The organism is Bordetella genomosp. 11 (genome assembly GCF_002261215.1).
GTDB lineage: Bacteria > Pseudomonadota > Gammaproteobacteria > Burkholderiales > Burkholderiaceae_B > Bordetella_C.
Genome location: NZ_NEVS01000004.1, coordinates 144643 through 170118 on the forward strand (window position 1 = coordinate 144643; position 25476 = coordinate 170118).

The 25476-nt window shown below is 62.4% G+C and carries 21 protein-coding genes and 1 tRNA gene; 14 read left to right on the forward strand and 8 right to left on the reverse strand.

The window, feature by feature from the left end:
* Nucleotides 1-66: 66 nt before the first annotated feature.
* Nucleotides 67-762 carry a tetratricopeptide repeat protein gene (locus CAL28_RS08270; protein ID WP_254926052.1) on the reverse strand — a complete coding sequence of 232 codons (696 nt, stop codon included), beginning with the start codon at nt 760-762 and terminating at the stop codon, nt 67-69.
* A 408-nt stretch (nt 763-1170) separates the two neighbouring features.
* Here CAL28_RS08270 and cysS point away from each other — a divergent pair, with 408 nt between their 5' ends.
* The 7 genes from cysS to CAL28_RS08305 all read left to right on the forward strand — a co-directional run bounded on the left by cysS (nt 1171) and on the right by CAL28_RS08305 (nt 8461).
* Entirely contained in the window at nt 1171-2628 is a 1458-nt protein-coding gene (gene cysS / locus CAL28_RS08275; protein ID WP_094840960.1) for a cysteine--tRNA ligase, read from the forward strand.
* A 23-nt stretch (nt 2629-2651) separates the two neighbouring features.
* Complete coding sequence (locus tag CAL28_RS08280; protein WP_094840961.1) at nt 2652-3290, forward strand: DNA-3-methyladenine glycosylase family protein; 639 nt, start codon at nt 2652-2654, stop codon at nt 3288-3290.
* 45 nt (nt 3291-3335) lie between these two features.
* On the forward strand, nt 3336-4301 hold the full coding sequence (locus CAL28_RS08285; RefSeq protein ID WP_094844485.1) for an acetyl-CoA carboxylase carboxyltransferase subunit alpha: 966 nt from the start codon (nt 3336-3338) through the stop codon (nt 4299-4301).
* A 107-nt stretch (nt 4302-4408) separates the two neighbouring features.
* On the forward strand, nt 4409-5389 hold the full coding sequence (gene tilS, locus CAL28_RS08290; RefSeq protein WP_440588429.1) for a tRNA lysidine(34) synthetase TilS: 981 nt from the start codon (nt 4409-4411) through the stop codon (nt 5387-5389).
* A gap of 156 nt (nt 5390-5545) precedes the next feature.
* Nucleotides 5546-6811, forward strand: coding sequence for an aspartate kinase (locus CAL28_RS08295; RefSeq protein WP_094840962.1), 1266 nt, complete (start codon nt 5546-5548; stop codon nt 6809-6811).
* A gap of 92 nt (nt 6812-6903) precedes the next feature.
* Nucleotides 6904-6996 (forward strand) — tRNA-Ser (locus CAL28_RS08300).
* 190 nt (nt 6997-7186) lie between these two features.
* The gene (locus CAL28_RS08305) at nt 7187-8461 is read left to right on the forward strand and encodes a tyrosine-type recombinase/integrase (RefSeq protein ID WP_094840963.1); all 1275 of its coding nucleotides are present in this window, start codon (nt 7187-7189) and stop codon (nt 8459-8461) included.
* A gap of 1732 nt (nt 8462-10193) precedes the next feature.
* On the opposite strand, the gene CAL28_RS08325 is transcribed toward CAL28_RS08305, so the two are convergent.
* The 3 genes from CAL28_RS08325 to CAL28_RS08335 form a co-directional block, all read right to left on the reverse strand.
* Nucleotides 10194-11603, reverse strand: a complete 1410-nt coding sequence (locus tag CAL28_RS08325; protein ID WP_094840965.1) for a P-loop ATPase, Sll1717 family — start codon at nt 11601-11603, stop codon at nt 10194-10196.
* Between the two features lie 3 nt (nt 11604-11606).
* On the reverse strand, nt 11607-12125 hold the full coding sequence (locus CAL28_RS29710; protein WP_176463932.1) for a hypothetical protein: 519 nt from the start codon (nt 12123-12125) through the stop codon (nt 11607-11609).
* Nucleotides 12126-12860: 735 nt separating this feature from the next.
* Nucleotides 12861-13841, reverse strand: a complete 981-nt coding sequence (locus CAL28_RS08335) for an AraC family transcriptional regulator (protein ID WP_217906550.1) — start codon at nt 13839-13841, stop codon at nt 12861-12863.
* Between the two features lie 102 nt (nt 13842-13943).
* Between CAL28_RS08335 and CAL28_RS08340 the strand changes: the two genes are divergently transcribed.
* Together CAL28_RS08340 and CAL28_RS08345 are read left to right on the forward strand one after the other, a co-directional pair.
* A complete protein-coding gene (locus CAL28_RS08340) occupies nt 13944-15005 on the forward strand; it encodes an aldo/keto reductase (RefSeq protein ID WP_094840966.1) in 1062 nt (353 codons plus the stop codon).
* A 72-nt stretch (nt 15006-15077) separates the two neighbouring features.
* Entirely contained in the window at nt 15078-16088 is a 1011-nt protein-coding gene (locus CAL28_RS08345; protein ID WP_094844489.1) for an SDR family NAD(P)-dependent oxidoreductase, read from the forward strand.
* A 230-nt stretch (nt 16089-16318) separates the two neighbouring features.
* On the opposite strand, the gene CAL28_RS08350 is transcribed toward CAL28_RS08345, so the two are convergent.
* On the reverse strand, nt 16319-17284 hold the full coding sequence (locus CAL28_RS08350; RefSeq protein WP_369597665.1) for a GlxA family transcriptional regulator: 966 nt from the start codon (nt 17282-17284) through the stop codon (nt 16319-16321).
* 11 nt (nt 17285-17295) lie between these two features.
* Between CAL28_RS08350 and CAL28_RS08355 the strand changes: the two genes are divergently transcribed.
* Both CAL28_RS08355 and CAL28_RS08360 read left to right on the forward strand, forming a co-directional pair.
* Nucleotides 17296-17973: a DJ-1/PfpI family protein gene (locus CAL28_RS08355; RefSeq protein WP_094840967.1), complete on the forward strand. Its 678-nt coding sequence runs from the start codon at nt 17296-17298 to the stop codon at nt 17971-17973.
* Nucleotides 17974-17992: 19 nt separating this feature from the next.
* The gene (locus CAL28_RS08360) at nt 17993-18964 is read left to right on the forward strand and encodes a tripartite tricarboxylate transporter substrate-binding protein (RefSeq protein WP_094840968.1); all 972 of its coding nucleotides are present in this window, start codon (nt 17993-17995) and stop codon (nt 18962-18964) included.
* A gap of 121 nt (nt 18965-19085) precedes the next feature.
* Here the strand turns inward: CAL28_RS08360 and CAL28_RS08365 are convergent, their stop codons facing one another.
* Nucleotides 19086-19808, reverse strand: a complete 723-nt coding sequence (locus tag CAL28_RS08365; protein ID WP_217906551.1) for a M15 family metallopeptidase — start codon at nt 19806-19808, stop codon at nt 19086-19088.
* A gap of 331 nt (nt 19809-20139) precedes the next feature.
* Between CAL28_RS08365 and CAL28_RS08370 the strand changes: the two genes are divergently transcribed.
* A complete protein-coding gene (locus CAL28_RS08370) occupies nt 20140-21174 on the forward strand; it encodes a hypothetical protein (RefSeq protein ID WP_094840969.1) in 1035 nt (344 codons plus the stop codon).
* A gap of 199 nt (nt 21175-21373) precedes the next feature.
* Here the strand turns inward: CAL28_RS08370 and CAL28_RS08375 are convergent, their stop codons facing one another.
* On the reverse strand, nt 21374-21913 hold the full coding sequence (locus CAL28_RS08375) for a GNAT family N-acetyltransferase (protein ID WP_217906552.1): 540 nt from the start codon (nt 21911-21913) through the stop codon (nt 21374-21376).
* Nucleotides 21914-21978: 65 nt separating this feature from the next.
* On the opposite strand from CAL28_RS08375, the gene kdsA reads away from it, so the two are divergent.
* A complete protein-coding gene (kdsA, locus tag CAL28_RS08380; RefSeq protein ID WP_094840971.1) occupies nt 21979-22833 on the forward strand; it encodes a 3-deoxy-8-phosphooctulonate synthase in 855 nt (284 codons plus the stop codon).
* 37 nt (nt 22834-22870) lie between these two features.
* Here kdsA and gcvA read toward each other — a convergent pair whose 3' ends face one another.
* Nucleotides 22871-23776, reverse strand: coding sequence for a transcriptional regulator GcvA (gcvA, locus tag CAL28_RS08385; RefSeq protein WP_176463933.1), 906 nt, complete (start codon nt 23774-23776; stop codon nt 22871-22873).
* A 174-nt stretch (nt 23777-23950) separates the two neighbouring features.
* On the opposite strand from gcvA, the gene leuC reads away from it, so the two are divergent.
* Nucleotides 23951-25429, forward strand: coding sequence for a 3-isopropylmalate dehydratase large subunit (leuC, locus tag CAL28_RS08390; RefSeq protein WP_094840973.1), 1479 nt, complete (start codon nt 23951-23953; stop codon nt 25427-25429).
* Nucleotides 25430-25476: the final 47 nt, after the last annotated feature.

Below are 25476 nucleotides of genomic sequence, written 5' to 3' on the forward strand. Positions count from 1 at the left end.
GGATCGCGGCGAATGCCACGCCGCATGCCGCATAGCGCAGCACGCGCAGTACAGAAGCTGAAAACGTCATTGTTTGGTCGGTTCCTTCAACAGATTGTCGACGGCGCGCGCTTTGTTGCCGCTGCCGGTAACGCCGAGTTTGGCGGCTTCTCCATAGGATCGCTTGGCCTGGAGCAACTGCACGTCGGCCATGTTGGCACGCGCGGCCGCGTAATTCGGGTCGGCCACCAGGGCGCTGCGCAGGGCCGTTTCGGCGCGGTCGATTTCACCGCGCTTGGCATAGATCACGGCCATGTTGTTCCAGGGTTCCGGCAGCTCCGGGTAGCGCGAAGTCATGTGTTCATAAATATCCAGCGCTTCCTGTTCGCGGCCCAGGGCGGCCAGGACGCGCGCGTGCTGGAATTCCAGCTGGACATCGGTGCCGCCCGGCGGGGGCGGGTTGGCGGTGTCGGCCAGGCGCTTTTCGATCATCGCCAGTGCCTGCTCGTTCCGGCCGGCGGTGATCAATTGCTCGATCTTGTCGGTGATCTGCGACGGCGTGGGTTGCAGGCGCGTGTCGACTCCGGGCTTGGCCGCTTCCAGCAGTCGTGCCAGCGCGTCCCAGCCGCCTTCGGGCGGCGGCTCGTCCAGCGTCGTTGCATTGCTGTTGCGGCCCGGGCCGCTCATGCCGCCGGGCATGCCCTGGGCCTGCGCCGCGCTTATGGGCAGCCACAATAGGACGGTGGCCAGCAGGGCCGGAAGGAGTCGTGTCTTGATGGTCACTAGGATTTCCAGTGTAAGCCAGTCCACGCGTCGTGCGCGCGCGGTCAGGCCGCTTGCTATACTTGACGACCGCCATTTTAGCCTTGGTTCAGTTTCGGGGCGGCAACCGCCGGTAAACGACGCGCTGCGCGACCGGGCTGGGCAAGGGGTTAGGCAAGGGACTGGGCAAGGCGCGGGGCCATCGGTTGGGGCAACGGGCGGGACAAGGGCTGGGACACGGGGTGTGCAAGGGCAGGGCGAAAACCGCGGTAAAACCGCAGTGGAGCCGCGCCGGCTGCCCGCCGGACCGTCCCACGGCACCGCCGGCGTGGCAGGGATCTGCCGGCCCATCCCCGCGATCGCGCCCGTGCCAGGCGCGGGGACGCGGCGATGGCGGCGTCCCGATACCGGCTCATCACTCTCATATTTATGCTGCACATCTACGACACGCTATCGCGCACGAAAGTCCCTTTCAACCCCGTCGAAGCCGGCCGGGTGCGCATGTATGTGTGCGGCATGACCGTCTACGATTACTGTCACCTGGGCCATGCCCGGATGCTGGTCGGTTTCGACGTCGTTCAGCGCTGGCTGCGCGCCAGCGGCCTGCGGGTCGATTACGTGCGCAATATCACCGACATCGATGACAAGATCATCCGCCGCGCCGTGCAGACCAACCGCCGCATCGGCGAGGTAACCTCCTTCTTCATCGACGCCATGCATGCCGACGAGCGCGCGCTGGGCGTGCAGGCGCCGGATCACGAGCCGCGCGCCACCGCGCATATCGGCGACATGCTGGACATCATCGGCAAGCTCGAAGACAAGGGCCTCGCCTACCGGGCCGATGACGGCGACGTCAATTTCGCGGTGCGTGGTTTTCCCGGCTACGGCAAGCTGTCCGGCAAGACGCTGGACGATCTGCGCGCCGGCGAGCGCGTGGCGGTCGCCGCCGGCAAGCGCGATCCGCTGGATTTCGTGCTCTGGAAGGCGGCCAAGACCGAGGAACCGGACGACACCAAATGGCCGTCGCCCTACGGCATGGGCCGCCCGGGCTGGCATATCGAATGCTCCGCGATGAGCAAAAGCCTGCTGGGCCTGCCGCTCGATATCCACGGCGGGGGGCCGGACCTGAAATTCCCCCATCACGAAAACGAAATCGCGCAGACCGAAGGCGCTTTCGGCGGGGTGCTGGCCAATGTGTGGATGCATTGCGGTCCGCTCATGGTCGACGACGACAAGATGTCGAAGTCGCTGAACAACTTCCGCACCATCCGCCAGACCGTCGCCTCCGGCCCGCTGGACGACAGCAAGGCGGATTACGCCTTCAACGCGCGCGAAGCGGAAATGCTGCGCTTCTTCATCGTGCGCAATCACTACCGCAGCCCCCAGAACTACACGCCGGACAACCTGAACGACGCGCAAAACGCCCTGGACCGCCTGTACCAGGCGCTGGCCAACGTGGCGCCCGACGATCAGGGCGTGGATTGGAACGAGCCACAGGCGCAGGCCTTCAAGGCCGCGATGGACGACGATTTCAATACTTCCGGCGCTGTCGCGGCGTTGTTCCAGCTGGCTGGCGACGCCAACCGCACCGGCAGCGCGCGCACGGCCGGGCAGTTGAAGGCCCTGGGCGCCATCCTGGGCCTGCTGCAGCATGACCCCCAGGCCTATCTGCGCACGCCCACCCGCTACAAGCAGGGCGCTCCGGCCGGCGCGGCCGCCTCGACCGTGATGGACGACCAGGCCATCCAGGGCCTCATCGACGCGCGCGCCGCCGCCAAGCGCGATCGCGATTTCGCCGAAGCCGACCGCATCCGCGGCGCGCTGCGCGAAGCCGGGATAGAGCTCGAAGACAAGCCGGGCGGCGTCACGAATTGGCGCCGGGTTTGAGCCGCATCCAGGAGCCGCCCGTCATGCCGTCCGCCGATACCGCCGTCAGCAAGCCCCACTATTGGGAAGATGCCGTTTCCCATCTGGTGCGCCGCGACCGCATTCTGAAAAAACTCATTCCCCAGCATCCGGAAGTCTGGCTGACCCCGCTGGGCACGCCCTTCGTCACGCTGGCGCGTTCCATCGTCGGCCAGCAGATTTCCGTGAAAGCGGCCGAAGCCGCATGGCAGCGCTTCGTCCAGGCGACCGGGGCGCGGCCTTCGCCCACCGCGGTCCTGCGTGTCGGGGTGGAAGGGTTGCGCGAAGCCGGGCTGTCCAAGCGCAAGGCCGAGTACGTGCAGGATCTGGCGCTGCATTTCAGCGAGCGCCGCGTCCATCCGGACCGCTGGCCCCTGATGGAAGACGAGGCGGTCATCGACGAACTGGTCGCCATCCGGGGCATCAGCCGCTGGACGGCGGAAATGTTCCTGATCTTCAACCTCCAGCGGCCGGACGTCCTGCCGCTGGACGACCTGGGATTGCTCAAGGCGATCTCGCTACACTATTTCAGCGGCGAACCTGTCTCTCGCTTCGAGGCGCGGGAAGTTTCGCTGGCCTGGCAACCCTGGCGTACCGTGGCAACCTGGTATCTGTGGCGCAGCCTGGACCCTCTGGCGGTCTAGGCCACGTCCCGATACCGCATGGCCCATCAACGGAACCACACCTACATGCGCAATACCTTCCTGGATTTCGAACAACCGCTGGCCGAGCTCGACAACAAGATCGAACAGCTGCGCTTCGTGCAAGCCGACTCGGCGGTCGACATCTCCGACGAAATCGCACGCCTGCAGCAGAAAAGCCAGGCCCTGGCCAAGGAAATCTACGGCAAACTGACGCCGTGGCAGACCGCATTGGTCGCGCGGCATCCGCAGCGTCCGTACACCATGGACTATGTGCGGGAGATCTTCACCGATTTCCATGAACTGCACGGCGACCGCATGTTCGCCGACGATCAGTCCATCATCGGCGGCCTGGCCCGCTTCAATGGCACGTCCTGCATGGTGATCGGCCACCAGAAGGGCCGCGACACCAAAGAGCGCGCGATGCGCAACTTCGGCATGCCGCGCCCCGAAGGCTATCGCAAGGCAATGCGCCTGATGCGCCTGGCGGAAAAATTCGGCATCCCGGTTTTCACCTTCGTCGATACCCCGGGCGCCTATCCCGGCATCGGCGCGGAAGAACGCGGGCAGTCCGAAGCCATCGGCCACAACCTGTACGCCATGGCGGAACTGCGCGTTCCCATCATCGCCACCATCATCGGTGAAGGCGGCTCCGGCGGCGCCCTGGCCATTGCCGTAGGCAACGCGGTCCTCATGCTGCAGTACGCCACCTATTCCGTGATTTCCCCCGAAGGCTGCGCCTCCATCCTGTGGCGCAGCGCCGATAAGGCGCCGGAAGCCGCCGAAGCGCTGGGCATCACCGCGCCGCGCCTGAAAGACCTGGGCCTGATCGACCGCGTGGTCAACGAGCCCGTGGGCGGCGCGCATCGCGATCCGCGCGTCATGGCCCGGCTGCTGCGCCGGTCCCTGGGCGATACCCTGCGCCAGCTGTCCGGCATGAGCGCCGACCAACTGGTCGAACAGCGCCTGCAACGCGTCCTGGCGTACGGTCGCGTCCAGGAAGCGCGCACCTGAATTTCCCGGGACCGCGCGCCATGGCCACCGGCGACGAATCCGACCCTGTTGGCCGCGGCAAGCCCGCATCCGGTCCCGAGGATGCGCGCATCGCGCTGATGCGTCCGCTGCGGCATGCGCTGTCGGCGGCCCGCGCGGAATCGATCCCCGTGGGCGTTGCCGTCAGCGGCGGCGCCGATTCCGTCATGCTGGCGGTCCATGCGGCCGAGGTGGCGCGGGATATGGGCGTCCCGCTGCATCTTCTGCATATCCACCACGGCTTGTACGAACAGGCCGACGACTGGGCCGATGCCGTGCACCGGCTGGGCGAGGCGTTGCAATGTCCCGCGCACATCATGCGCGTCCAGGTGGCAGCCGGCGGCGGTACCGGCATCGAGGCCGCCGCGCGCCAGGCGCGCTACGCCGCGCTGGGGCAGGCGGCGGCGAGCCTGGGGCTGCGCCACATCCTGCTCGCCCATCACCGCGACGACCAGGCGGAAACCGTCCTGCTGCGCCTGCTGCGCGGCGCCGGGCCGGAGGGGCTGGCGGCCATGTCGCCGTCCACGGCGCGGGACGGCCTTGTCTACCTGCGGCCCTGGCTGGATATCCCCCGCGGCCTGATCCGTGACGCCGCGGCGGCCTATGCGGCCCGGCACGGATGGATGCCGGTGCAGGATCCCTCCAATGCCGACGAACGCTATACCCGCGCCGCCCTGCGCAACCTGCTGGTGCCCGCCCTGGATGCGCGCTGGCCCGGCTGGCAGGCAATCGTCGCGCGCCATGCCCGCCTGGCGCGGGAAGCCGCGCAGATCCTGGACGAAGTCGCAAGCGCCGATTTCGCCGGGCTGGATCCCTCTGCCACGGGAGACAGCTTTTCCCTGGCGGCATGGCGATCCTTATCGGCCGCCCGGCAGGCCCACGTCCTGCGCTACTGGCTGGGACGGCAGGGCGCGCGCATGCCCACAGAGGCACGGCTGGCGGAGCTGCTCAAACAGTTGCGGCAACTGCATAGCCTGGGGCACGACCGCCAACTGGTCTGGAACCACGCCGGCCACCGCGTGCGCTGCATCCGGGGACGGGTCAGCATCGAGCCACGGGAAGCGGCCTGAGCGCCGCCTGCCGGGCAGGCGGGCCGGCTGCCGGCGGCTTGCCGAGGGCGGATCATGGGCGCCGCGCGGGCGCCGTCCAGCGCTTTTTCCACGGCACGCTAAAATAGCGGACTTTGCCTGCCGGGCATGACGGCAGATTTCCAGCCAGAGTACGAGATGTCCCTGATCGTTCACAAATATGGCGGTACCTCGATGGGCTCGGTCGAGCGCATCAAGAACGTGGCGCGCCGCGTCGCGAAGTGGCATGCCGCCGGCCACAAAGTCGTGGTCGTGCCATCCGCCATGTCGGGCGAAACCAATCGCCTGCTGGGCCTGGCGCGGGAGATCGCCCCGCAGCCTGACGGCCGCGAACTGGACATGATTGCCGCCACCGGCGAACAGGCGTCCAGCGGCCTACTGGCTATCGCGCTGCACGCCGAAGGCGTGGAAGCTCGCAGCTACGCCGGCTGGCAGGTGCCCGTCCGCACCGACTCTGCCTACACCAAGGCCCGCATCACGTCGATCGACGATGCGCGCATCCGCGCCGACCTGGACGCCGGCCGTGTCGTGATCGTGACCGGGTTCCAGGGCGTCGATGACGAAGGGCACATCACCACGCTGGGTCGCGGCGGTTCCGATACCTCCGCCGTCGCCGTGGCCGCCGCCATCAAGGCCGACGAATGCCTGATCTACACCGACGTGGACGGCGTGTACACGACCGACCCGCGCGTCGTGCCGGAAGCGCGCCGCATGCCGGTGGTGTCCTTCGAGGAAATGCTGGAAATGGCCTCGCTGGGCTCCAAGGTCCTGCAGATCCGCTCCGTCGAGTTCGCCGGCAAGTATCGCGTTCCCACGCGCGTACTGTCCTCGCTGACCGACCCCATGATTCCGCTCGACGAGGAAATGCGCTCGGGCACGCTGATTACCTTTGAGGATGACGAAAAAATGGAAGCCGCCGTTGTCTCCGGCATCGCCTTCAGCCGCGACGAAGCCAAGATCACCCTGTTGGCCGTGCCGGACAAGCCGGGCGTCGCCTATTCCATCCTGGGCCCCGTCGCCGCCGCCAACATCGACGTCGACATGATCGTGCAGAACCAATCGGTCGCCGGCACGACGGACTTCTCCTTCACCGTCAACCGCAACGAATTCCTGCGCACCATCGACGTGCTCAAGCGCGACGTCATGCCCGCGGTGCACGCCCGCGAACTGGTCACGGACGACAAGGTCTGCAAGGTGTCCATCGTCGGCATCGGCATGCGCTCGCACGTCGGCGTCGCCAGCCTGATGTTCCAGACGCTGTCGAACGAAGGCATCAACATCCAGATGATCAGCACCAGCGAAATCAAGACCTCGGTGATCATCGACGACAAGTACATGGAACTGGCCGTGCGCTCGCTGCACAAGGCGTTCGGCCTGGACCAGGCGCCGGGCGAAAAGGCGTAAGGGTTAGTGTTGAAACCCTGCTGCCGCCCGGCGCTGTTGCGGCCGGATGACAGCGAAACCGCGGTTCTTTATGCTAGAATCGCGAATTCTTCGGAGACGTGCCCGAGAGGCTGAAGGGGCTCCCCTGCTAAGGGAGTATGTGGCTAAAAACTGCATCGTGGGTTCGAATCCCACCGTCTCCGCCAAGAGCTTGCACAGACTTGGCTCGCATTGCCCCAAAACCCGCACAGCGTAAGGCTCTGCGGGTTTTTTCTTGCCCCAGCCTGCCCCCTGGCAACCCTTGCCAGCCCACCGAATGTGAGGGTATTTTTGGGGGTACTTTGCGGTTTGGGGGTATCCCGGCCGAAAAAATACCCTCAATTCCAAGGGGCAAGGATGGCGGGAGATGCCAAGCTCACTGAGATAAAACTCCGTACGGCCAAGGCGGGCGAGAAGAGCTACAAGCTCGCGGACGGCGGCGGCCTATACGTGCTCGTGGCGACTGATGGGACGCGCTACTGGCGCTACAACTATCGCTTCCACGGCGCCTACCGCACGATGTCCTTCGGTATCTATCCCGAGGTGTCTGCCAAGGCCGCACGAGAACAGCATCAAGATGCGCGGCTCAAGCTAGCCGCTGGCGTCGATCCGATGGCCGACCGCAAGCTGCAAAAGCTGACGGCACGCGAGGAGGCGGAACGGGATTTCGAAACCATCGCTCGGCAGATGTGGGCCGACCAGCGCGCCGCCGGGCGGTCAAAGGGGTATGTCGACTCGGTGCTCGAAAAATTGGAAAAAGATGTGTTCCCGTGGATCGGCAAGCGACCGATAAGCCAAATTCAAGATCCGGAGATCCTGGCCATCTTGAACCGCGTGGAGCAACGCGCCGCGGAGACGGCACGGCGGCTGCGCACAATCTGCGGGCAGGTCTTCCGTTACGCCATGGCGCGCGGTCACGCGAAACACGATCCGACAGCGTCCATGCGCGGGGCCATCATTACCCGCAAGGGAAAGCACTTCGCAGCCATTACATCGCCCGACGAATTCGGCAAGCTGTTGCGCGCGATGCGTGGCTATTCGGGCGAGCTGGTCACGCGTTGTCTGCTGCAACTATCGCCGCTTGTGTTTCAGCGACCGAGTGAACTGCGGCAAGCGCGGTGGTCCGAGTTCGACCTCGTGGGGAATGCCTGGGGCACGCCCATGTGGGAAATCCCGGCGCAGCGTGTTGACGCGGAAGGCGACACCAAGATAACCCGCACGGGCTGGGAATCCCACCTCGTGCCGCTCTCGCGCCAGGCTGTAGGTGTCCTGGAGGCGCTCAGACCCCTTACGGCGCACACGGGGCTTGTATTCAAGTCGCAGAGGGTATCCGAACAGCCCTTATCCGATGGCGCGGTCCGGGCCGCAGTGAGGCGCCTTGGCTTCGCCGGAAAGATGACGGCGCACGGCTTTCGTGCCTCGGCTTGGACGCTTGCGGCCGAACGGTTGCGCATCGACGAACGTATCCTGGAATTGCAGATCAGCCATAAGGTGTCTGATGCACTTGGCAGGGCATACAACCGCACGCAGTTCCTGGATGAGCGTGTAGCCTTTATGCAGTTATGGGCCGACTACCTGGATAAACTCGTGGCCGGCCCGGCAAACCCGCTCGAACTCGTCAAGGCCGCCTGACGGGCCGCTTCTTGGCCGCCGTGTATCCCGCTGGATTGGCGATCCAGGCCTGTACGTCCTCACCCCGGTATCTGGTGCAGCGTGAGCCCATAGGAACGGGCTGCGGGGCCGTCCCGGCATTGACGCGGCGACGCCACGTTTCCCTTCCTACTCGTACGAATGGCGCGATCTCCTTCCACGAATAAAGTGCGCCGGCCAGCAGGGTGGTGGGTTGCGTCACAACCTTGGCGGCGCCAGCGCGGCTCACCGTATCGCCTTCTCGGGTCTTTTGCTTTCTGTTCATTCTTCATCTCTATCGGCTGCGCACGCGCGTTTGAAGTCGCGTCGCGGATAAGTAGTCAGGGTGGAGTGTGGAGCGGGCAGCAGAGGGAGAGGCGGAGCGGCTGCAGGCGGCGGCATCTGGTCGCCCTGCAGATGGGCGAGGGCTTCGGCTGTGATCTCAAGGCAGCGTGCCAGCAAAGGGTCTCGGAGCGCATCGGCCAGCGACACGCGGAGATTTGCCTCGACGTACGCGCGCTCGATCTGCTCGGGGGTAGGCTTCGTCACGTCACACCCCCTTGCGGAAGACCCAGCAGTGCACCGTGCTGGCTCCGCTTGCGTTGGCGCGGATTCGGCTCTTGACCGTTTTTACTCCGACGAATTTGTGCCTGCGGCTGGTACGGAGAACCTTCTTGAGTTCGCGCAGGTTGGGGACTTGCTGGCGCCGGTTGACCGCTTCCTCGACGTATTGGTTCAGGTTGACAGCTATTTCGTCGTCATTGCAGCTGTGATTCAGCTTGGGCGGCCGCTAGGGTTAAAACCTAACCGGATCTAACCTAAAATCTAACCACATTCTAATTCATTGATTTATAAGAATTTTTATTTCTCATGAGGTCAGGATGTATATACCTAACCTGGTTAGGGATTGGTTGGAAAAAAGTTAGGTTTTGAGAAATGGCCGAAACCCGCATGAATAAAGGCTCTCCGGGTGATTCCCTCATTTCGGTTAGGAAGGTTAGGTTTTTCCCGAGGCGTCCTGGCTTCCCCAACGGTACTTACGCGAAGCTATCATCGCAATGCAAAACCGCGCGGAGGATAACGATGGAAGGCACGAGCGGAAAGGCGATAGTGAAGGCGGCCGCGGAGCGATGTGCATTCGAATCTTTTGTAAATCGTCTAGGGAACAGAGATTCATGGACAACGATAGAAAGCCGGCCATCACCAGAACCGGACTTGCTGTGCCATCACGTTGATGAAGGATGCATCGCTTTCGAGCTTGTGCGCCTGATAGACCAGGACATAGCGGTTGCGATGACAGGCCGGCGTGGGCAGGTGGTCGTATTCAGTACCGAAGATCCAACTGCAAGGATCATTCGCTCGAAACTAAATAAGCACTATCGGACGGCCTATCCGGTGGAGTTGCTGGTGTGTTGGGAGCCGGCCATAATCACCCCGGACGATGTGATCGTGATTACCCTCCGCTCGGTTTGCGCCCAAGCGCCATCGCATCCCTTCAGAAGGATCTGGTATGCGGGCGAGCACGCTTGTTGGTACGTCTGGGGGCCAGGAGATGACATGGTGCGTGTCCCCTAATGCAGTCCTCAACGTGGGCTACGACCGCGGTGTCCTAGGCTGAACCACTTGGATTGTTCAACGACGCCGGAAGTGGTGCGGGTTGTTTGCTAATAGATGATCGCTTGGGCGGGAAAATTTAGGCCGCACCCCTATGTGCGGCGGTGCGGAAGGGCTTAAGCTATTTTTTGAAGCGTGCCCGCGCGCCTAGGCTGCTAGGCGCTCTTCCACTATCTTGCGTCTTTGTTCCGTTTGCGTTGGACTGGCGATGGCGTTGTTGCTGTCGCGCCGTTGTGGTGGCTGCACGGTCATCCTGGTAAGGCTTTCGTCCGTCATCTCTATTGGTAAGCGCTACTTTGTGATCGGTCTTGGATCCACCCTGAATTTGTAGGGATGGGGCCGTTCCGCTGCGCTTGTCCGTCTGCTTGTTCGCCTTTCGGTGGCCGGGTCTCGCAAACCGTGCTTTTCTCGTGCGCTCAGGCTCTTTGGATCCAGGATGCTGCGCGTGGAGGCCAATATCCAATGCCTTCGAGATGCCGGGGTTGACCCTCAGCAGGCCCGACATCTTTACTTTCGGTGCAATGTCGATTAGCGTCCGTTCACGATAGGCCCAGTGGTAGAAAGTAGCCTTCGGAGAGCGGGTGTCGCTCTTCTGGTCCTCCATTGCCTCGCTGTACCCAATCACATTGACGTCGTAGAAGAATTGGAGGAGGGCCTCGGCGTCTCGTAGGTATGTGGTGGCTTTCAAAGGTTCACCGTTGATCCACTTTTTGAACCTACGGAATGCTTCACAAAACTGCGAATATGTGAACTCGCTCCTCCCGTCGAGGTATTGAAAGAACTTTAGATAGGTCGCGAAGTCGCTTTGCTCCATATAGAAGGCGGCATAGTTCTTGACCTCACCCAATAAGTAGACGGCGTAGTCTTTGGTGAACAACGGGTGAGTCACGACCTCCGGAGCAAGGCGGCTGTCATCGCCCTTGTTCAGTTTCAACACTGATACTTGACGCGCCGTCTGTATGAATGTGAGGACATCCCTCGGCTTTTGGAACGAGGTGCGAAGAAAGCGACGGAATATAGTGTTGTCGTGCTGGGAGCTGAAGTAGTTGTCGGCCGCCTCGACTGGATTCACAGAGTCGACATGTCGGCCCTGTTGGCTGGCGAAATATCTTCCTGCGGCGCTGTACAACTTGGAGACGCGCATCTCCTTTTCCGTGGTGGACCAATCGAGCAGAACGGAGTTGTCTCGTAACCTCGAATTGGAGTTGTAGATATTCATCGAATGGAAGACGTCTGGCCGGAGCAGGAGAACAATCTTTAGTCGACCCTTGGAGTCTCTTATGTTGCCAAAGAAGTCGGAGTTCAAGTGCCAGGCAGCCTCGCCAAGGCCTTTGATGCACTCGATGTAGTCGATGTATGGCACGCTCTCCGGTCGGAAATCGATGCCGTCCATGAAAAGTGCAACGTTTTTCCCCACGCGAAGTTCTCCGATGGCCTTCTTGAGCTCCGACTCCTTCTGCAGAAGGTGGTGTCGAATTACTTCAATTTCATCGGTGCGCTGGAAGGATTCTTCAACGCCGAAAGAGCCCACGTTTTAAGATCCAATACTGACCTTGTCCTTCGACTCACTAACGATCCGGAAGGCTACCTCTACTTCTGGATTCAGTGCGTCGGCATTGAACTCAGAGATAAGCTTCTCGATAGCGGAAAACTTCCCTGTGATGTTGCCTAGAAAGCTTTTGCAGCGTTGCACAAGGACCTGGGACATCATCGTCAGCAGAATGGGACGCCAAATATTGGCATAGTCGCTGTACTCTAGCTTGCCCTGGCGCTTGAGCGCGATGAAACGCTTGTACTGGCTCTCGGTCATTGTGGATAGCTTGCACTGCGTATCATTGATCGTATTGTTTTCCAGATACGTCGCGTAAGCCGTTTTTCCTGAGCCCTTTTCGCCCAATAGGTAGTAGGTCGCCGGATCGAGACATTTGTAGAGGTCTTCAGTCCTCAGAAACAATTGATTGAAGAAGTCCTTTTGGGGCCGAGTACGATAGTTCTCCGCATCGTTGAACGGGTCTTGAAGCTCTCGCAATGGCTTCCAGTTGCTATCAGTCACGTTCTTATCCTCTATGGCCCTGGGGGCCGATGCTTACCGAAGGTGCTTGCGTTTAATTGTTCGGATGAGATGAAAGGAGACACCACTCTGGTCACGAAGAAACCGCCCGAACATTGAAGTTGCCCGTCTGGTCGAACCAGCTTACTAGACCCTCCGGACCAAGGGCTTCACCCAGTCTCTGTCCATGTATTCTTTCAAACGTTGATAGAAGTCGATGGCTTTCACTTTTACGTGGATGTCGTCCTCGGGCAGTACTTCGACGCGCGCGAGCAATGTCCGCTAGTTAGCCTTTGCCCGGTAGTGGCCAGGGAAAAGATCCGCACGGTGACCCCTCGTATTCAATTGAGAACGCTATGTTATACCCTGTTACAGCTCGCGGCGCACCCGGGATATCGTTGAGGTGGTGAAGATCGCTAATACGTCGATCCGCCCGTCCCTGTGGGTATTGATGGGGGTATTTCAAGAATTCGCACAACCAAGAACTGAGCTTTATAGGCGTAGAGTGAGACTGTTCTGATGACACCGTCTCCGCCACCAGCTCGCACAGAGTTGGCCCGCATTGTCCTAAAACCCGCACAGCGTCAGGCTCTGCGGGTTTTTTGTTTCGCGCTGATTTCACGGCACCGAATTTCGCCGGAGTGCGATGCAGCCCGATAGGGCGTGTTTATCAAGGGCTGGCTGGCGGCATGTCTAGCCCCATGAGCGAGCAAGCCGATCGGTTGCTTTCCGCCTCTTCTAAAATCCGGTTGCACCTGCCTTGCTGTTGGTTTGCGGCGTTTCGCCATCTCCCAGCACCGTTCTTCTGTATTGGCCGGGCGCAACATCCATCACGCGTTTGAACGCATTGCTGAAGGCACTTTCGGACGCGTACCCAACCGTCGCTGCGGCCTCGGAAATTGAAGCGCCCGCCCGAAGTTCGCGTCGCGCCAGATACATCCGCCATTGGGTCAAGTAAGCGAGAGGCGGAATGCCCATTATTTCGCGGAATCGAACCGCAAGCGATGTTCTCGACATCCCCGCTTTTCTTGCAAGCTCTTCCAGGCCCCAGTTGTGGGACGGCTCGCCATGAATGCTACTGAGCACAACGGCCAGCCGCTGATCACCAAAGCCTTTCAACCAGCCAGCATCGCCGTTTGACGCGTGAGCCAAATAGGCTCGCAATGTCTGAACGAACAATAATTGCGTTAGCCCCGCTATGACGACGGCACCGCCGGGGCGTCCTCCTTTCATTTCCGACACCAGTTGTTCAAGCAACCAGGAAAGCGGCTCGGCTTCGCCCATGGTTCCTCGCACATGGATGAGAGGCGGCAAACCGTTCAAGAGTAGCGATTGCCGATCGGCATCGACTTGTACCGTGCCGCCCAGCATGACGAAATCGCGGCCTTGCCCCAGCTGGAATTCACCGTCCTCATCTCTAACGAGGGGTGTGGTCGTTGCTCCCTGGATCAGGGGCGCGGCGCTAGCCAGGGTCAGAGTGCGTGTGCCATTGGTGATCAAGACATCGCCCGCGTCCACCCTGGCCGGCTCGGACATGCCATCGATCAAATACCAGCAGCCTCCCTCTGTGACCGCGCAGAATTTGATCGCGTCCAGATTGGCGAAGCGGCGTGCCCACGTTCCGCCAGCTACGACTCGCCCAGACAAGCGACACCTCGCTTGAAGGAAGTTCAGCAGGTCTGACAGCGGATCGGCTAACAAAATTGAACTCTCGCGCATAAAAATTGGACGGGTACGACTTCTCCGTACATGACCAACACCCTACCATGCGTAGAGGCTATTCGTCATCGCCTGAATTTTCTGACCTGGACAGGAGAATCCATGCCTCTCAATCACTATGTCACGCTCGGCCGTTCGGGCTTGCGCGTGAGCCCGTATTGCCTTGGAACCATGACCTTCGGCGAAGACTTCGGTTGGGGCGCAAGCTCCGAAGAGTCGTTCGCCATGCTCGACGAGTATCGAAATCGCGGCGGTAACTTCGTGGATACGGCGAATATCTATACCGCCGGCCATTCCGAACGGATCATCGGCGACTATCTCAAGCAGAACAAAGTCCGGCGCGACGAGATCGTGCTTGGCACGAAGTTCTATTGCAACCTTTTCCCGGGTGATCCGAACGGTGGCGGCGCCGGACGCAAGGCGCTCGTTCAGCAGTGCGAAGCCTCGTTGAACCGGCTCCGCAGCGACTACATCGACATCTACTGGCTGCACAACTGGGATCGGATGGCACCGATCGAGGAAACGTTGCGCGGCCTCGACGATCTCGTCACGGCCGGCAAGATCCGTTATGTCGGGTTCTCGGACATCCCCGCCTGGAAGACGGCCGAGGCCCAGACGATCACCCGCTTTCGCGGATGGGCGCCGATCATCGCGCTGCAACTCGAATATTCGCTGCTGGAACGGACGAGCGAGGGCGAACTGTTTCCGATGGCGCAAGCGATGGGTATGGGCATCATGCCGTGGTCACCGCTCAAGAGCGGTTTCCTGAGCGGCAAGTTTCGGCGCGGCGGCACAGGCCAGATCGATACGAAGCGTACGAGCATGGTCGGCGTGCCGGGCGAGGCCGACTACGACATCATCGAAGCCGTCGTGGAGCTTGCATCGGAGCTTGGCATCAGCCCCGCGTCGGTGGCGCTGGCGTGGGTCCGCTTGCAGGCTGGGGTCACATCCACCCTGATCGGTGCCAGGCGGCTGGATCAGCTCAAAGCCAATCTCGATTCTCTCGAAGTGACGTTGTCCGCCGAGCAGATCGGCAAACTCAGCCTGGTCTCCAAGCCGAAGCTGAATTTCCCGTCCGAGAACAACGAAACCCTGGCGCCGATGCTGGCCTTCTCCGGCATGACGGTCGATGGCCGAACCGTGCCGTCATTTTCCCGGGCCTGATGGAAGTGAGATACCGCGCCATCGCATGGGGCACCACGAACCTGGTTTGATCAAGGAAAAGAAGATATGGCAATGACTACAGCACAAGCACCCATCGGTTCAGGCTTTAGCCGCGCTTCCACGACCGCCGACGTCATCAAGGGCATCGATCTGGTCGGCAAGGTGGCTATCGTTACGGGAGGTTATTCGGGCCTCGGGCTTGAAGCGGCACGCTCGCTAGCGTCAGCCGGTGCGCGCATCATCGTGCCGGCGCGTGATGTCGAGCGCGCACGCAGGGCCGTCGCCGAAGTCGGTGGCGGCATGGAGGTTCAATCGATGGATCTCACCGATCCTCACTCGATCGATGACTTCGCACGCGATTTCGTTGAAACGGGTCTGCCACTTCATCTACTCATCAACAACGCCGGCATCATGGCGCTGCCCGAGCTGAAGCGCGACGCACAAGGCAATGAGCTTCAGTTTTCCACCAACCACCTTGGCCATTTCAGGCTGGCTCTGCGACTTTGGCCGGCGCTCAAGCGCGCCGGTGGCGCGCGCGTCGTATCCGTCTCGTCCGCTGGGCATCGCTTCTCGCCGGTCGTCTTCAACGACATCAATTTCGAGCGCCGCGATTATGAGCCTTTCAAAGCCTACGGTCAGTCGAAGACCGCCAACATTCTCTTCGCGGTTGGCCTCGATCGGCGAGGCAAGGACGAGGGCATTCGCGCATTCGCGCTCCATCCGGGTGGAATCGCGGGGACGAACCTCGGCACGCATGTGGGGGTGGAAATGCTGAAAAAGACCGGATTCGTCGACCAGAATGGTCGCCCGGTCATCGATCTGGCCCGTGACTTGAAATCGGTGCCGCAGGGCGCGGCCACCCATGTCTGGTGTGCGGTCAGTCCGCAACTCGAGGGTAAAGGCGGGGTGTTCTGCGCCGATTCCGATATCGCTCCGATTCTGCCAGATGGCAACTCTTTCGGTCTGTCCGAAGATCGTGCCAATCGCGGCACTGGCGTCCTAGCCTATGCGGTCGACCCGGGCGCGGCCGAAGAACTCTGGCGCAGAAGCGAGGAAATCACCAACGTCTCCATCCAGGGCTAGTCCCAATGTGACGAGGGTGCGCTGCCCCTCGGGAGCCACCGGTCTTATGTACTTGATAACCGGTGCCGCTGGGATGAGCGGGCGGATGATAGTCAACGAGTGCGTGGCGCAAGACATTTCCATCAGGGCCCTGGTGCGCGATCGGGCGCGGAACCCGCGACCGGGCGGGCAAGCGGCTGACCGTACCGGACGCCCCTTCATCCGGTCGTACCGCAGCGTTTAAGGTCACCTCACATCAAGTTGGCGAGGTCGGTCACCGGCAAACCCACTTGCCGCGCAAGTTCCTTCTTGGTCAACTTGCCGCTTGCCAGCAGCAGCCTGGCATTTTCCTGTCTCAAAGTCTTGAGCAGCTCCTGGGGCGGGACGCCGAAGTGCTGCTTGAATCTGCGCTGGAACGTCCGGCGCGACATGTTGCACCGATCGGCCATGTCATCCACGGTCCATGGCGAAGCCAGGCTCTTTTCCATGCTGCCGATGAGATCCCGGAATGGCGCGCTGGCACGGTCTTGCACGCGCAGGGTCTGGCTGTACTGGCGTTGGTCGCCGCTTCGCCTCAAATAGACAACCAGGCGTCGGGCAACACGCTGGGCAATCGCGATGCCGCAATCATGTTCGATCAAGGTCAGTGCCAGATCGATACCGGCAGTGACGCCGGCGGTCGTCCAGTATTTTCCGCTTTCGCAAAAGATACGTTCATCGACAACGTCCAGGTTTGGAAACGCCTGGCGAAGCCGGTCGGCGGTACGCCAATGCGTGGTGACGAGCCGTCCGTCCAGAAACCCGGCTGACGCCAGCAAAAACGCACCCGTGCAAACGCTGCAGGTTCGAGCCGTGATCAGGTCGCGGGCACGCAACCATTGCAGGATGACAGGATCTTGAGCAGCGCGATGCACACCGTCCCCACCCGGGACGATCAGCGTGTGCAGGCGAAATTCAGTTGCCGCGTCCAGCGTGTGGTCGACCAGGACCCGTAGGCCTCCGTCGGTGGTTTGCGCGGGCGTTTCGGGACCAAAGGTGGAAAGGCGATAACGCCCGTAGCCGAGTTCATCGTTGGCTGTCGTGAACGCCTGCCACGGCCCACTCAAATCAATCGGTTGAAACCCGGGGAACACGAGAAAGCCAATGTGAATTGGCGCAATTCCCGCTGCTTTTGGCGCATGTTCATTCACGAAGACCTCTACCTTGGAGACTTTCAAGGGGTTCCTATATGCAAGTCAATTTTCTGCTCTTTCCCGCGCTCACTCAACTCGATTTGACCGGGCCGTACGAAGTTTTGGCTCGTGCGCCGGGCTTCGAGATCGATTTGGTCTCTCCATCCATGGAGCCAGTCCGATCCGACCGTGGCTTGACCATGCTTCCCACCGCAACGTTCGACAATGCCAAGCCCTGCGATCTATTGGTCGTTCCCGGTGGGCCGGGGACTGACGATGCCTTGGTGGATCAACGCTGGGTGGATTTCACTGCCCGCCAGGCTGCACAGGCCAGGTACATCTTCGGTATTTGCACCGGCTCGCTTCTGCTTGGAGCAGCCGGGTTGCTTCGTGGCAGGCGCGCAGCCTGCCACTGGCAGGCACGAGAGTTCTTGAGTGAATTCGGCGCCATTCCGGACGAATCCCGCATGTGCGTGGACGGCAACATCTTCACCTCTGGCGGTGTGACTTCCGGCATCGATATGGCCATCAAGGTCGTTGCCATGATGCTCGGCGACGATACCGCGCAGCAAATCCAATTGCAGATCGAATACGACCCGGAGCCTCCCTTCGCAGGCGGCACGCCACGCACGTCTCCCGACTACATCGTCCAGCGCTGCCTGGATGCAACCCGCAAGCGCCACGCAATTCGTGCACAAGCCGTAGCCCAGGCCGCGCAACGACTGGACACCTGAGGCGAAGACGGAGCACATCATGAAATTCCTGAAGAGAGGGCTCGCCGCATCGCTTGCGTTCTTTATCCTGGGGCCAGGCGTCGCCCATGCGGCTTTTCCGGATCATCCGATCACGCTGATCGTTCCCTACGCCGCGGGCGGTCCCATGGATAGGCTTGCGCGTCAACTCGCAGCCAAACTCATCCCGCAGCTTAACCAGCCGATCGTCATCCTTAACCGGGGCGGCGCGGGCGGCAACATCGGCGTGATAAGTGCCAAGCACGCCGCGCCGGATGGGTACACGCTATTGTTGGACCACACCCATATGGCCACGGCACCGTCGCTCGATCGCAAGCTGGACTTCAACCCGTTGGGTGACTTCACCCCTTTGGGCATTTTCGTCGAGTCTCCACTCGTACTGATAGCCCGGCCTGGGATCCCTGTAGACAACAAAGATAACTTCCTGCGGTGGATGACGAGTCAAGCCCAGGTCAGTATGGCCAATGCGGGAACAGGCTCGGCGTCGTTCCTGTGCGGTTCGCTATTGCAGTCCCGGATGAAGAAAAGTATCACCATGGTTCCGTATCGGGGCACGGGTCCGGCCATGATCGATCTTCTAAGTGGTCAGGTCGATCTTATGTGCGATTTGACTGCCAATGCCATTCCTCAAATCCAGGCAGGGAAGGTCAGGGCGATCGCTGTCACAGTCCCCCAGCCGCTGATTGGCACTGTCCTGGGAACCACGCCAACGATGCAGCAGTTCGGCATTCCCATCGCGCCGTTGACGGTCTGGTATGGACTTTACGCCCCGGCCAAAACGGATGATTCTGTCGTCCGGAAAATCTCAGAGGCACTCCGAACCGTGGTTCACGACCCTGAATTCCGCAAGGAACAGGCGGATGCGGGCCTTAATGTCATCACAGATGAACGACTCGCGCCGGACGGCCACCGTCATTTCCTTGAAGCGGAAATCAAGAGGTGGGGCGCTGTTATTCAAGACCCAGGCAATTGATTCGGAAGGCCTTCGCCCGGCACCGGCTTCTTCAGCAAAGACAGATTTCAGGCGTTACCGAGGACCCACATCCGCTGTACAGCCCCCCGGATTGCCTGCCAACAGAACTCCAAGGGGCGGATCATTCCACCGGGAAGTCGAAGTAGGTCCGCGGATAGGGTTCGTCGGCGAGCTGGAAGTGCCACCATTCCGTTTCTATCGGCTTGAACCCCGCCTGGACCATCAAGGTGCGCAGTAGCAGCCGGTTGGCTTTTTGCGCCGCCGACAGTGCCGCGTATGAGGGGTGGGACTGGCGGCCGAAGTAGTCGTACGGTGTGCCGAAATCCAGCGTTTCGCCCGGCACGCCGTCGATCGCCGCGATGACGACGTCCATGGCGCTGCCGCGGCTGTGGCTGGATCTTTGCGCCAGATAGCCTTCCTTGAACAGGTTCTGTTTGTCGACATCGGGATAGAACGAGGCTTTCATCCGCTCATCGCCCGGCGTCCCGGCCCAGGCGACGAAATCGTCCACGGCGCGCTGCGGACGATATGCGTCCAGGAATCGCAAGGTCAGGCCGTAGGGTTCCAGTTGGTCGGCCACCTGCATGGCTGCGCGCGCGGCCGCCTGCGTAAGCAGGCATTTGTTCGCGCCGTATCCCGCGACGGGCCGGCCGATGAAGTTATCGCTGCCGGCATACCGCATGTCGATCTGGACGCGGCGCGGCTTGTCCCGTTGGCTGAATGCCGCGACATCGACGAAATCGGCCGGCCGGTCCCGCGTCGGTGGCACGGATGCCGCGCCGTCGCCAGCAATCGTGCGCAGCATGATCAGCGAAAGAAGGCTCGAAGGGCGAAACATAGGCATGTCAGGGTCTCTGCGATCTGGGGATTATAGGTATGACGGATGCCCTGCTCGTTTCGCTCGCGCCTTGTTGTGCGGACCGGATGCGGTCCTGTCCTTGGTGCCTGTCGGTGCCGTCGATATCCCGGCCGGTGGGCCATGCGGTCGGCCGGGCGGACGCACGGCGCGTCTTGTATTCCTGTCATCTCTGGCAAGCCGCGGTAACAGTAGCGTTTAATGCCGTGGTTCCAGTACGACAAAATCGCCCAGGAAATTGGACTTTGGCCCGAGAGGGACGTATGGCGACGGCCACTTACTTGCGCATTGCTTTCAATGCGCGATAAGGAACCCTCATATGTCTATTACCTCAGTCAATTCCAATCCCGTTCACGCCTACGCCGGATACCAGGCCCCCACCGAGCCGCAGGGCGGCCAGCTCGGCGCGGCAGAGGCATTCGCCTCCTACGAGGCGCCCGCGACCTCTTCCGCCCAACCGGACATCGGCCGGGGCGCATTCCTATCCAATGGAATGTGCGGCACGCCGTCTTACGAGACCGTGCAGCTGCAGGAAAAAGTCGGGCTGATCAACAAGGCCCAACAAGAGGTGAAAACCCTGGTCAACCGTATGCGGCAGGACCCGACGCTGGGGCCGAAGTCCGACGCTGCCCAGCGTGTCGGAGCCTTGCAGGCCACCTACGACTTTGTGGTCTCCGAGACCAAGAAAAGCGGTCTCTACGACACCTTGCAGCAGGCTGCCGTACAGCGGCTGAAGGATTCCGGCAACTACGAGGGCCTGATCAGCCAGGTACAGGAGAAGGAAGCGGCCATGGGCCGCACGCGCGATCGCGCCTGGGCCGAAAGCTGGATCGAAGGCCAGTTCGACTACGACCGCGTCGACGCCAATCATCAGGATGGCCAGCCCTATTTCGATTTGCGCGCGGTCGATGGAGAAGTCCGGGCCCTTCCCGGCAATACGGGCGCCGGCGCCTTCTTCGGCTCCAAGGCAGACGTCTTTGCGCGTGGGGCATTCTCGATCGAATTCAGCGGGACCGCCAACCAGCCGCTCTATACGGTGGAAAACAGGATTACCGGCGAAAAGACCGCACCGCGAGCCTTCGATTCGCGCGGTACGGTGATAGAAGCGGACGGCCTGCGCGCCGAAATGTTCGGAACGCCGGCACCTGGCGATTCGTTCTCCATCTACAAACCCGCCCAAGGGTTCGGGCGGCCGTCCGAATATCAGGTCGGTTATCTCGATTCCCTTTATATGACCTCGGTGGAGAACCGCAAGGCGGATCTGTTCAACGCCCTGTTTGGCCCGGCCATTCGCGACGGCGACGCGAAGCAGCCTGGCAAGATCATCCGGGACTTCATCTACACGCCGGTTTGATGTTCTCCAGCAACGCAGCCCTGGTCGGGTATTCCAGGCAAGCTCGCCACTTTGGGCATGACGGGCCGCCGAACATGGCTGCGTAAGGATATCCAGGCTAAAACCCGCACGGCATTGCGCCCTGCGGGTTTTTTTGCGCCCCGGGCTGCTACCCGGGATTCCCTGGCCGGTCTCGCTGCACAAGACCCGTAGCGATCGCCTAAGCCGGCAATACCTTGCTCATGACCACGCTGCGGTAGTTGGTGTGCTTCCATTGCGCGTACTCGATAAAGCGGTAGCCCCGCGACGAGTACCAGTGCCTGAGATGCGTGGCGGGTTCCGCCGTATCGAGGGCGATTTCACGCGCGCCGGATTTCCTGGCGCGCGTTTCGGCCAGGGCCATCAGGCGGTTGCCCAGCCCGGCTCCCTGGATCAGGGGATCCACGGCAAGTTGTGCCAGGCTGGCGATATCCGGCCGGTCCAGCCATGGGCTGCCACGCGTGCGGTCGGTGGGCTTGAAAAGCACGGTGCCGACGATCGCGCCATCCAGCACGGCCAGGTGGCATTCCCCCATGGCCATGCGTTGCCGGGTGATATCGGCGGTCTGGTCGACGGCCATGTAGCGCAGGCCCATGTCGCCGAGCCGCGCATAGGCGCGGTGCAGCAGGGCGGTCAGCTCGGCGGCGTCGCGATCGGGGGATGCCAGGCGGAAATCGATGGCGTCGGGAAGCGCGGGGCGGGACGTGCGCGTGGCGGGCATGTTCATTTTCTTGAGGCCGGGCCGGGAGACTATGATTCTACTTTTCTTCTGTCCGGACCCCGACCATGTCTCAGTCCCTTGTTTCCATTACGCCGGATATCGCTTGCGGTAACGATCGGCCGTTTGTGCTGTTTGGCGGCATCAATGTGCTGGAATCGCGCGACCTGGCCTTGCGCTCGTGCGAGCACTACCAGAAAGTCACGCGCAAGCTCGGTATCCCCTACGTTTTCAAGGCGTCTTTCGACAAGGCGAACCGCTCGTCCATCCATTCCTATCGCGGACCCGGCCTGGAAGAAGGCCTGCGGATATTCGAAGCCGTGAAAACCGAGTTCGGCGTGCCGGTGCTGACGGACGTGCACGAGCCCTGGCAGGCGGACCCGGTCGCCCAGGTGGTGGATGTCCTGCAATTGCCGGCCTTCCTGGCGCGGCAGACGGATCTGGCGGTGGCCCTGGCCAGGACCGGCCGCGTGATCAACATCAAGAAGCCGCAGTTCATGAGCCCGTCGCAGATCCAGAACGTCGTCGAGAAAATCGTCGAGGCGGGCAACGAACAGATCATCCTGTGCGATCGCGGCACCAGCTTCGGCTACGACAACCTGGTGGTCGATATGCTGGGCTTCGGCGTGATGAAGAAAGTCAGCGGCAACCGTCCGGTGATCTTCGACGTGACGCATGCGCTGCAGCAGCGCGCCGCCGGCGCGGCGGCTTCGGGCGGACGCCGCGAGCAGGTCGTCGAGCTGGCGCGCGCGGGTATCGGGGCGGGGTTGGCCGGACTGTTCCTGGAGGCCCACCCGGATCCGGACAACGCGAAATGCGACGGCCCCAGCGCCTTGCCGCTGGACAAGCTGGAGCCTTTCCTGACGCAGCTCAAGCGTCTGGATGATCTGGTGAAGTCTTTCGAACCGCTCGATATCGCCTGAGCGCGCGCCGCCTGGGAATGCCCGCGGCCGTGCGGGCTTATCGGGCGGCCTCCTCCATCTGCGCGGTCTCCTGGACGATCCATTCCTCGAAGGCCTTGATCATCGGCGTATCCTGCCGGCCCTTCGGGTAGGCCAGGTAGTAGGCGTTGGCGGTGTTTACCCGCAGCGCCAGGGGCGCCAGCAGGCGCCCGGTGCGCAGGTCGTCCTCTACAAAGGCGCGCTGCGCCATGACGATGCCCAGTTCGTCGGTGGCCGCCTGATAGGCCAGCGCGGAGTTCTCGAACTTCAGGCCGCTGTTGCCATCGATGGTCGTTACGTTGGCGGCGGCCAGCCAGTCCGGCCAGTCCGATGCGCGGTGCATGGAGCACAACAGGACGAAGCGCGAAAGATCCTCGGGCTCGCGCGGGGGAGGGGCGTTCCTGAACAGGCCAGGGCTGCAGACCGGCAGCAGGATCTCTCCGAACAGCTTGCGGCAGACCGCCCCCGGGATCGGCGCCGGCCCGGAATGGATGCACAGGTCGACTTCGTCGCGATCGAATTCCACTTGCTGGTGCGAGGTCGTGATGTGCACGTCGATGTGGCGATACAGTGCGTGAAAGCGCGCCAGCCGGGGCACGAACCAGCGAATGGCGAATGTGGGCGGCAACTTGATGCGCAGGATGTTGTCGGTGGGCCGTGCCCGCAACTGCCGCGTCTGCGTTTCGATCAGGTCGAATGCGGCGCGCAGGGTTGCCGCATAGCTGGCGCCCTCGACCGTAGTTTCGATGCCATGGCGCAGGCGCAGGCACAGCTGGACGCCCAGCCAATCCTCCAACTGACTGACGTGGCGGCTGACGGCGCCCTGGGTGACGGATAGTTCCTGGGCGGCGCGGGTCAGGCTGCCGTTGCGCGCGGTGGCCTCGAAGGCCCGCAGCGCGTTCAGGGGAGGAAGGCGTCTGGCCATGTGCTCTGAGTTTTTCTCAAGGGACCCTGCATAAATTTTGGTTTGAAGCGCCAGGGCTTGCATTTATCCTAACGCAAAATCTCCGCGAAGAATAAAGCGGAAAACCGCGCGGCAGGATCGCGCGGTGATGGATAAGCCGGGTTGCGCTGCAGCATCCCTGGAGGAGAAAAAATCATGCCACGCATCGCTGGCGGCGACGCCGCCCGGCCGCGTTCGAAGGTCCAGGACACGCGGACCGGGGGCGACTCCCCGCGGACCGTCTTCGACAGGATCTGGGACGCGCATCTGATCGATCGGCTGGACGACGGCCGCGACCTGGTGTTCGTCGACCGCCACGTGCTGCAGGAAACCACCAGCGCCGTCGCTTTTGCCGGCCTGGCGCGCGAAGGCCGTACCGTGCGGCATCCCGAACTGACCATCGCCACGCAGGATCACATCGTTTCCACGCGGCCGGGACGCGACGAGGACAGCTACCCCGGCGGCCGCGAACTGCTGACGCTGATGCGCGCCAATGCCTTGCAAGGCCATATCCGCCATTTCGGCATCGAGGATCCGCGCCAGGGCATCGTCCACGTCATTGCGCCGGAACTGGGGTTCGCGCTGCCGGGCAGTATCCTGGCCTGCGGCGATAGCCATACATCGACGGCCGGCGGGCTGGGGGCCCTGGGGATCGGCGTCGGCACCAGCGAGGTCGAGCATGTCCTCGCCACGCAGACCCTGGCATTGGCGCGACCCCGCAATATGCGGGTCCGGTTCCAGGGGCGGCCGGGCGCGGGCATCGCGGCCAAGGACCTGATCCTGCTGGCCATGGGCGCGCTGGGCGTGGCGGGCGGACGCGGCTGCGCCGTCGAGTATGCGGGCGATGCCGTGCGGGCGTTGCCGGTGGAAGGCCGCCTGACGCTGTGCAATATGTCCATCGAGCTGGGCGCGCGGCTGGGCCTGGTCGCGCCCGACGAGGCGACTTTCGAATACGTGCGGGGACGCGAGTTCGCCCCCGCGGGTGTGGCGTTCGAGCAGGCCGTGCGGGCGTGGCGGGAGCTGCGCAGCGATGCCGATGCGGTTTTCGACCGCGATGTGGCGGTCGACTGCGCGGACATGGCGCCGCAGGTCACCTGGGGTACGACGCCGGCCCATGTCGGCGGCGTGGACGGCCGCGTTCCCGACCCCGCCGGCTATGCCGACGCCAGGCAGCGCGAGAGTGTCGCGGCGGCGCTGGACTACATGGGCTTGACGCCCGGCATGCCGCTGGAAGGCATCCCCGTCGATGTTGCCTTTATCGGATCCTGTACCAATTCCCGCCTGTCCGACCTGCAGGCCGCCGCCGCCGTCGTGCGGGGCCGGCGCGTCGCCCCGGGCGTGCGCGCGCTGGTGGTGCCGGGCTCCATGGCTGTCAAGCGCGAGGCCGAGGCGCTGGGCCTGCATCGCGTATTCCGCGACGCCGGGTTCGAATGGCGCGAGGCCGGCTGCTCCATGTGCGTCAGCATCAACGATGACATGGTGCCCGCCGGCGCGCGCTGCATCGCCACCAGCAATCGCAATTTCGAGAACCGCCAGGGGCCGGCCAGCCGTACCCATCTGGCCAGCCCCGCCATGGTGGCGGCGGCCGCGCTGCGCGGGCATATCGCCGACGTGCGCAAGGAGATGCTCCTATGAGACCGATCGCGCGTGTCCGCGCGTGTGCCCCGGGCAGGATGCATCCG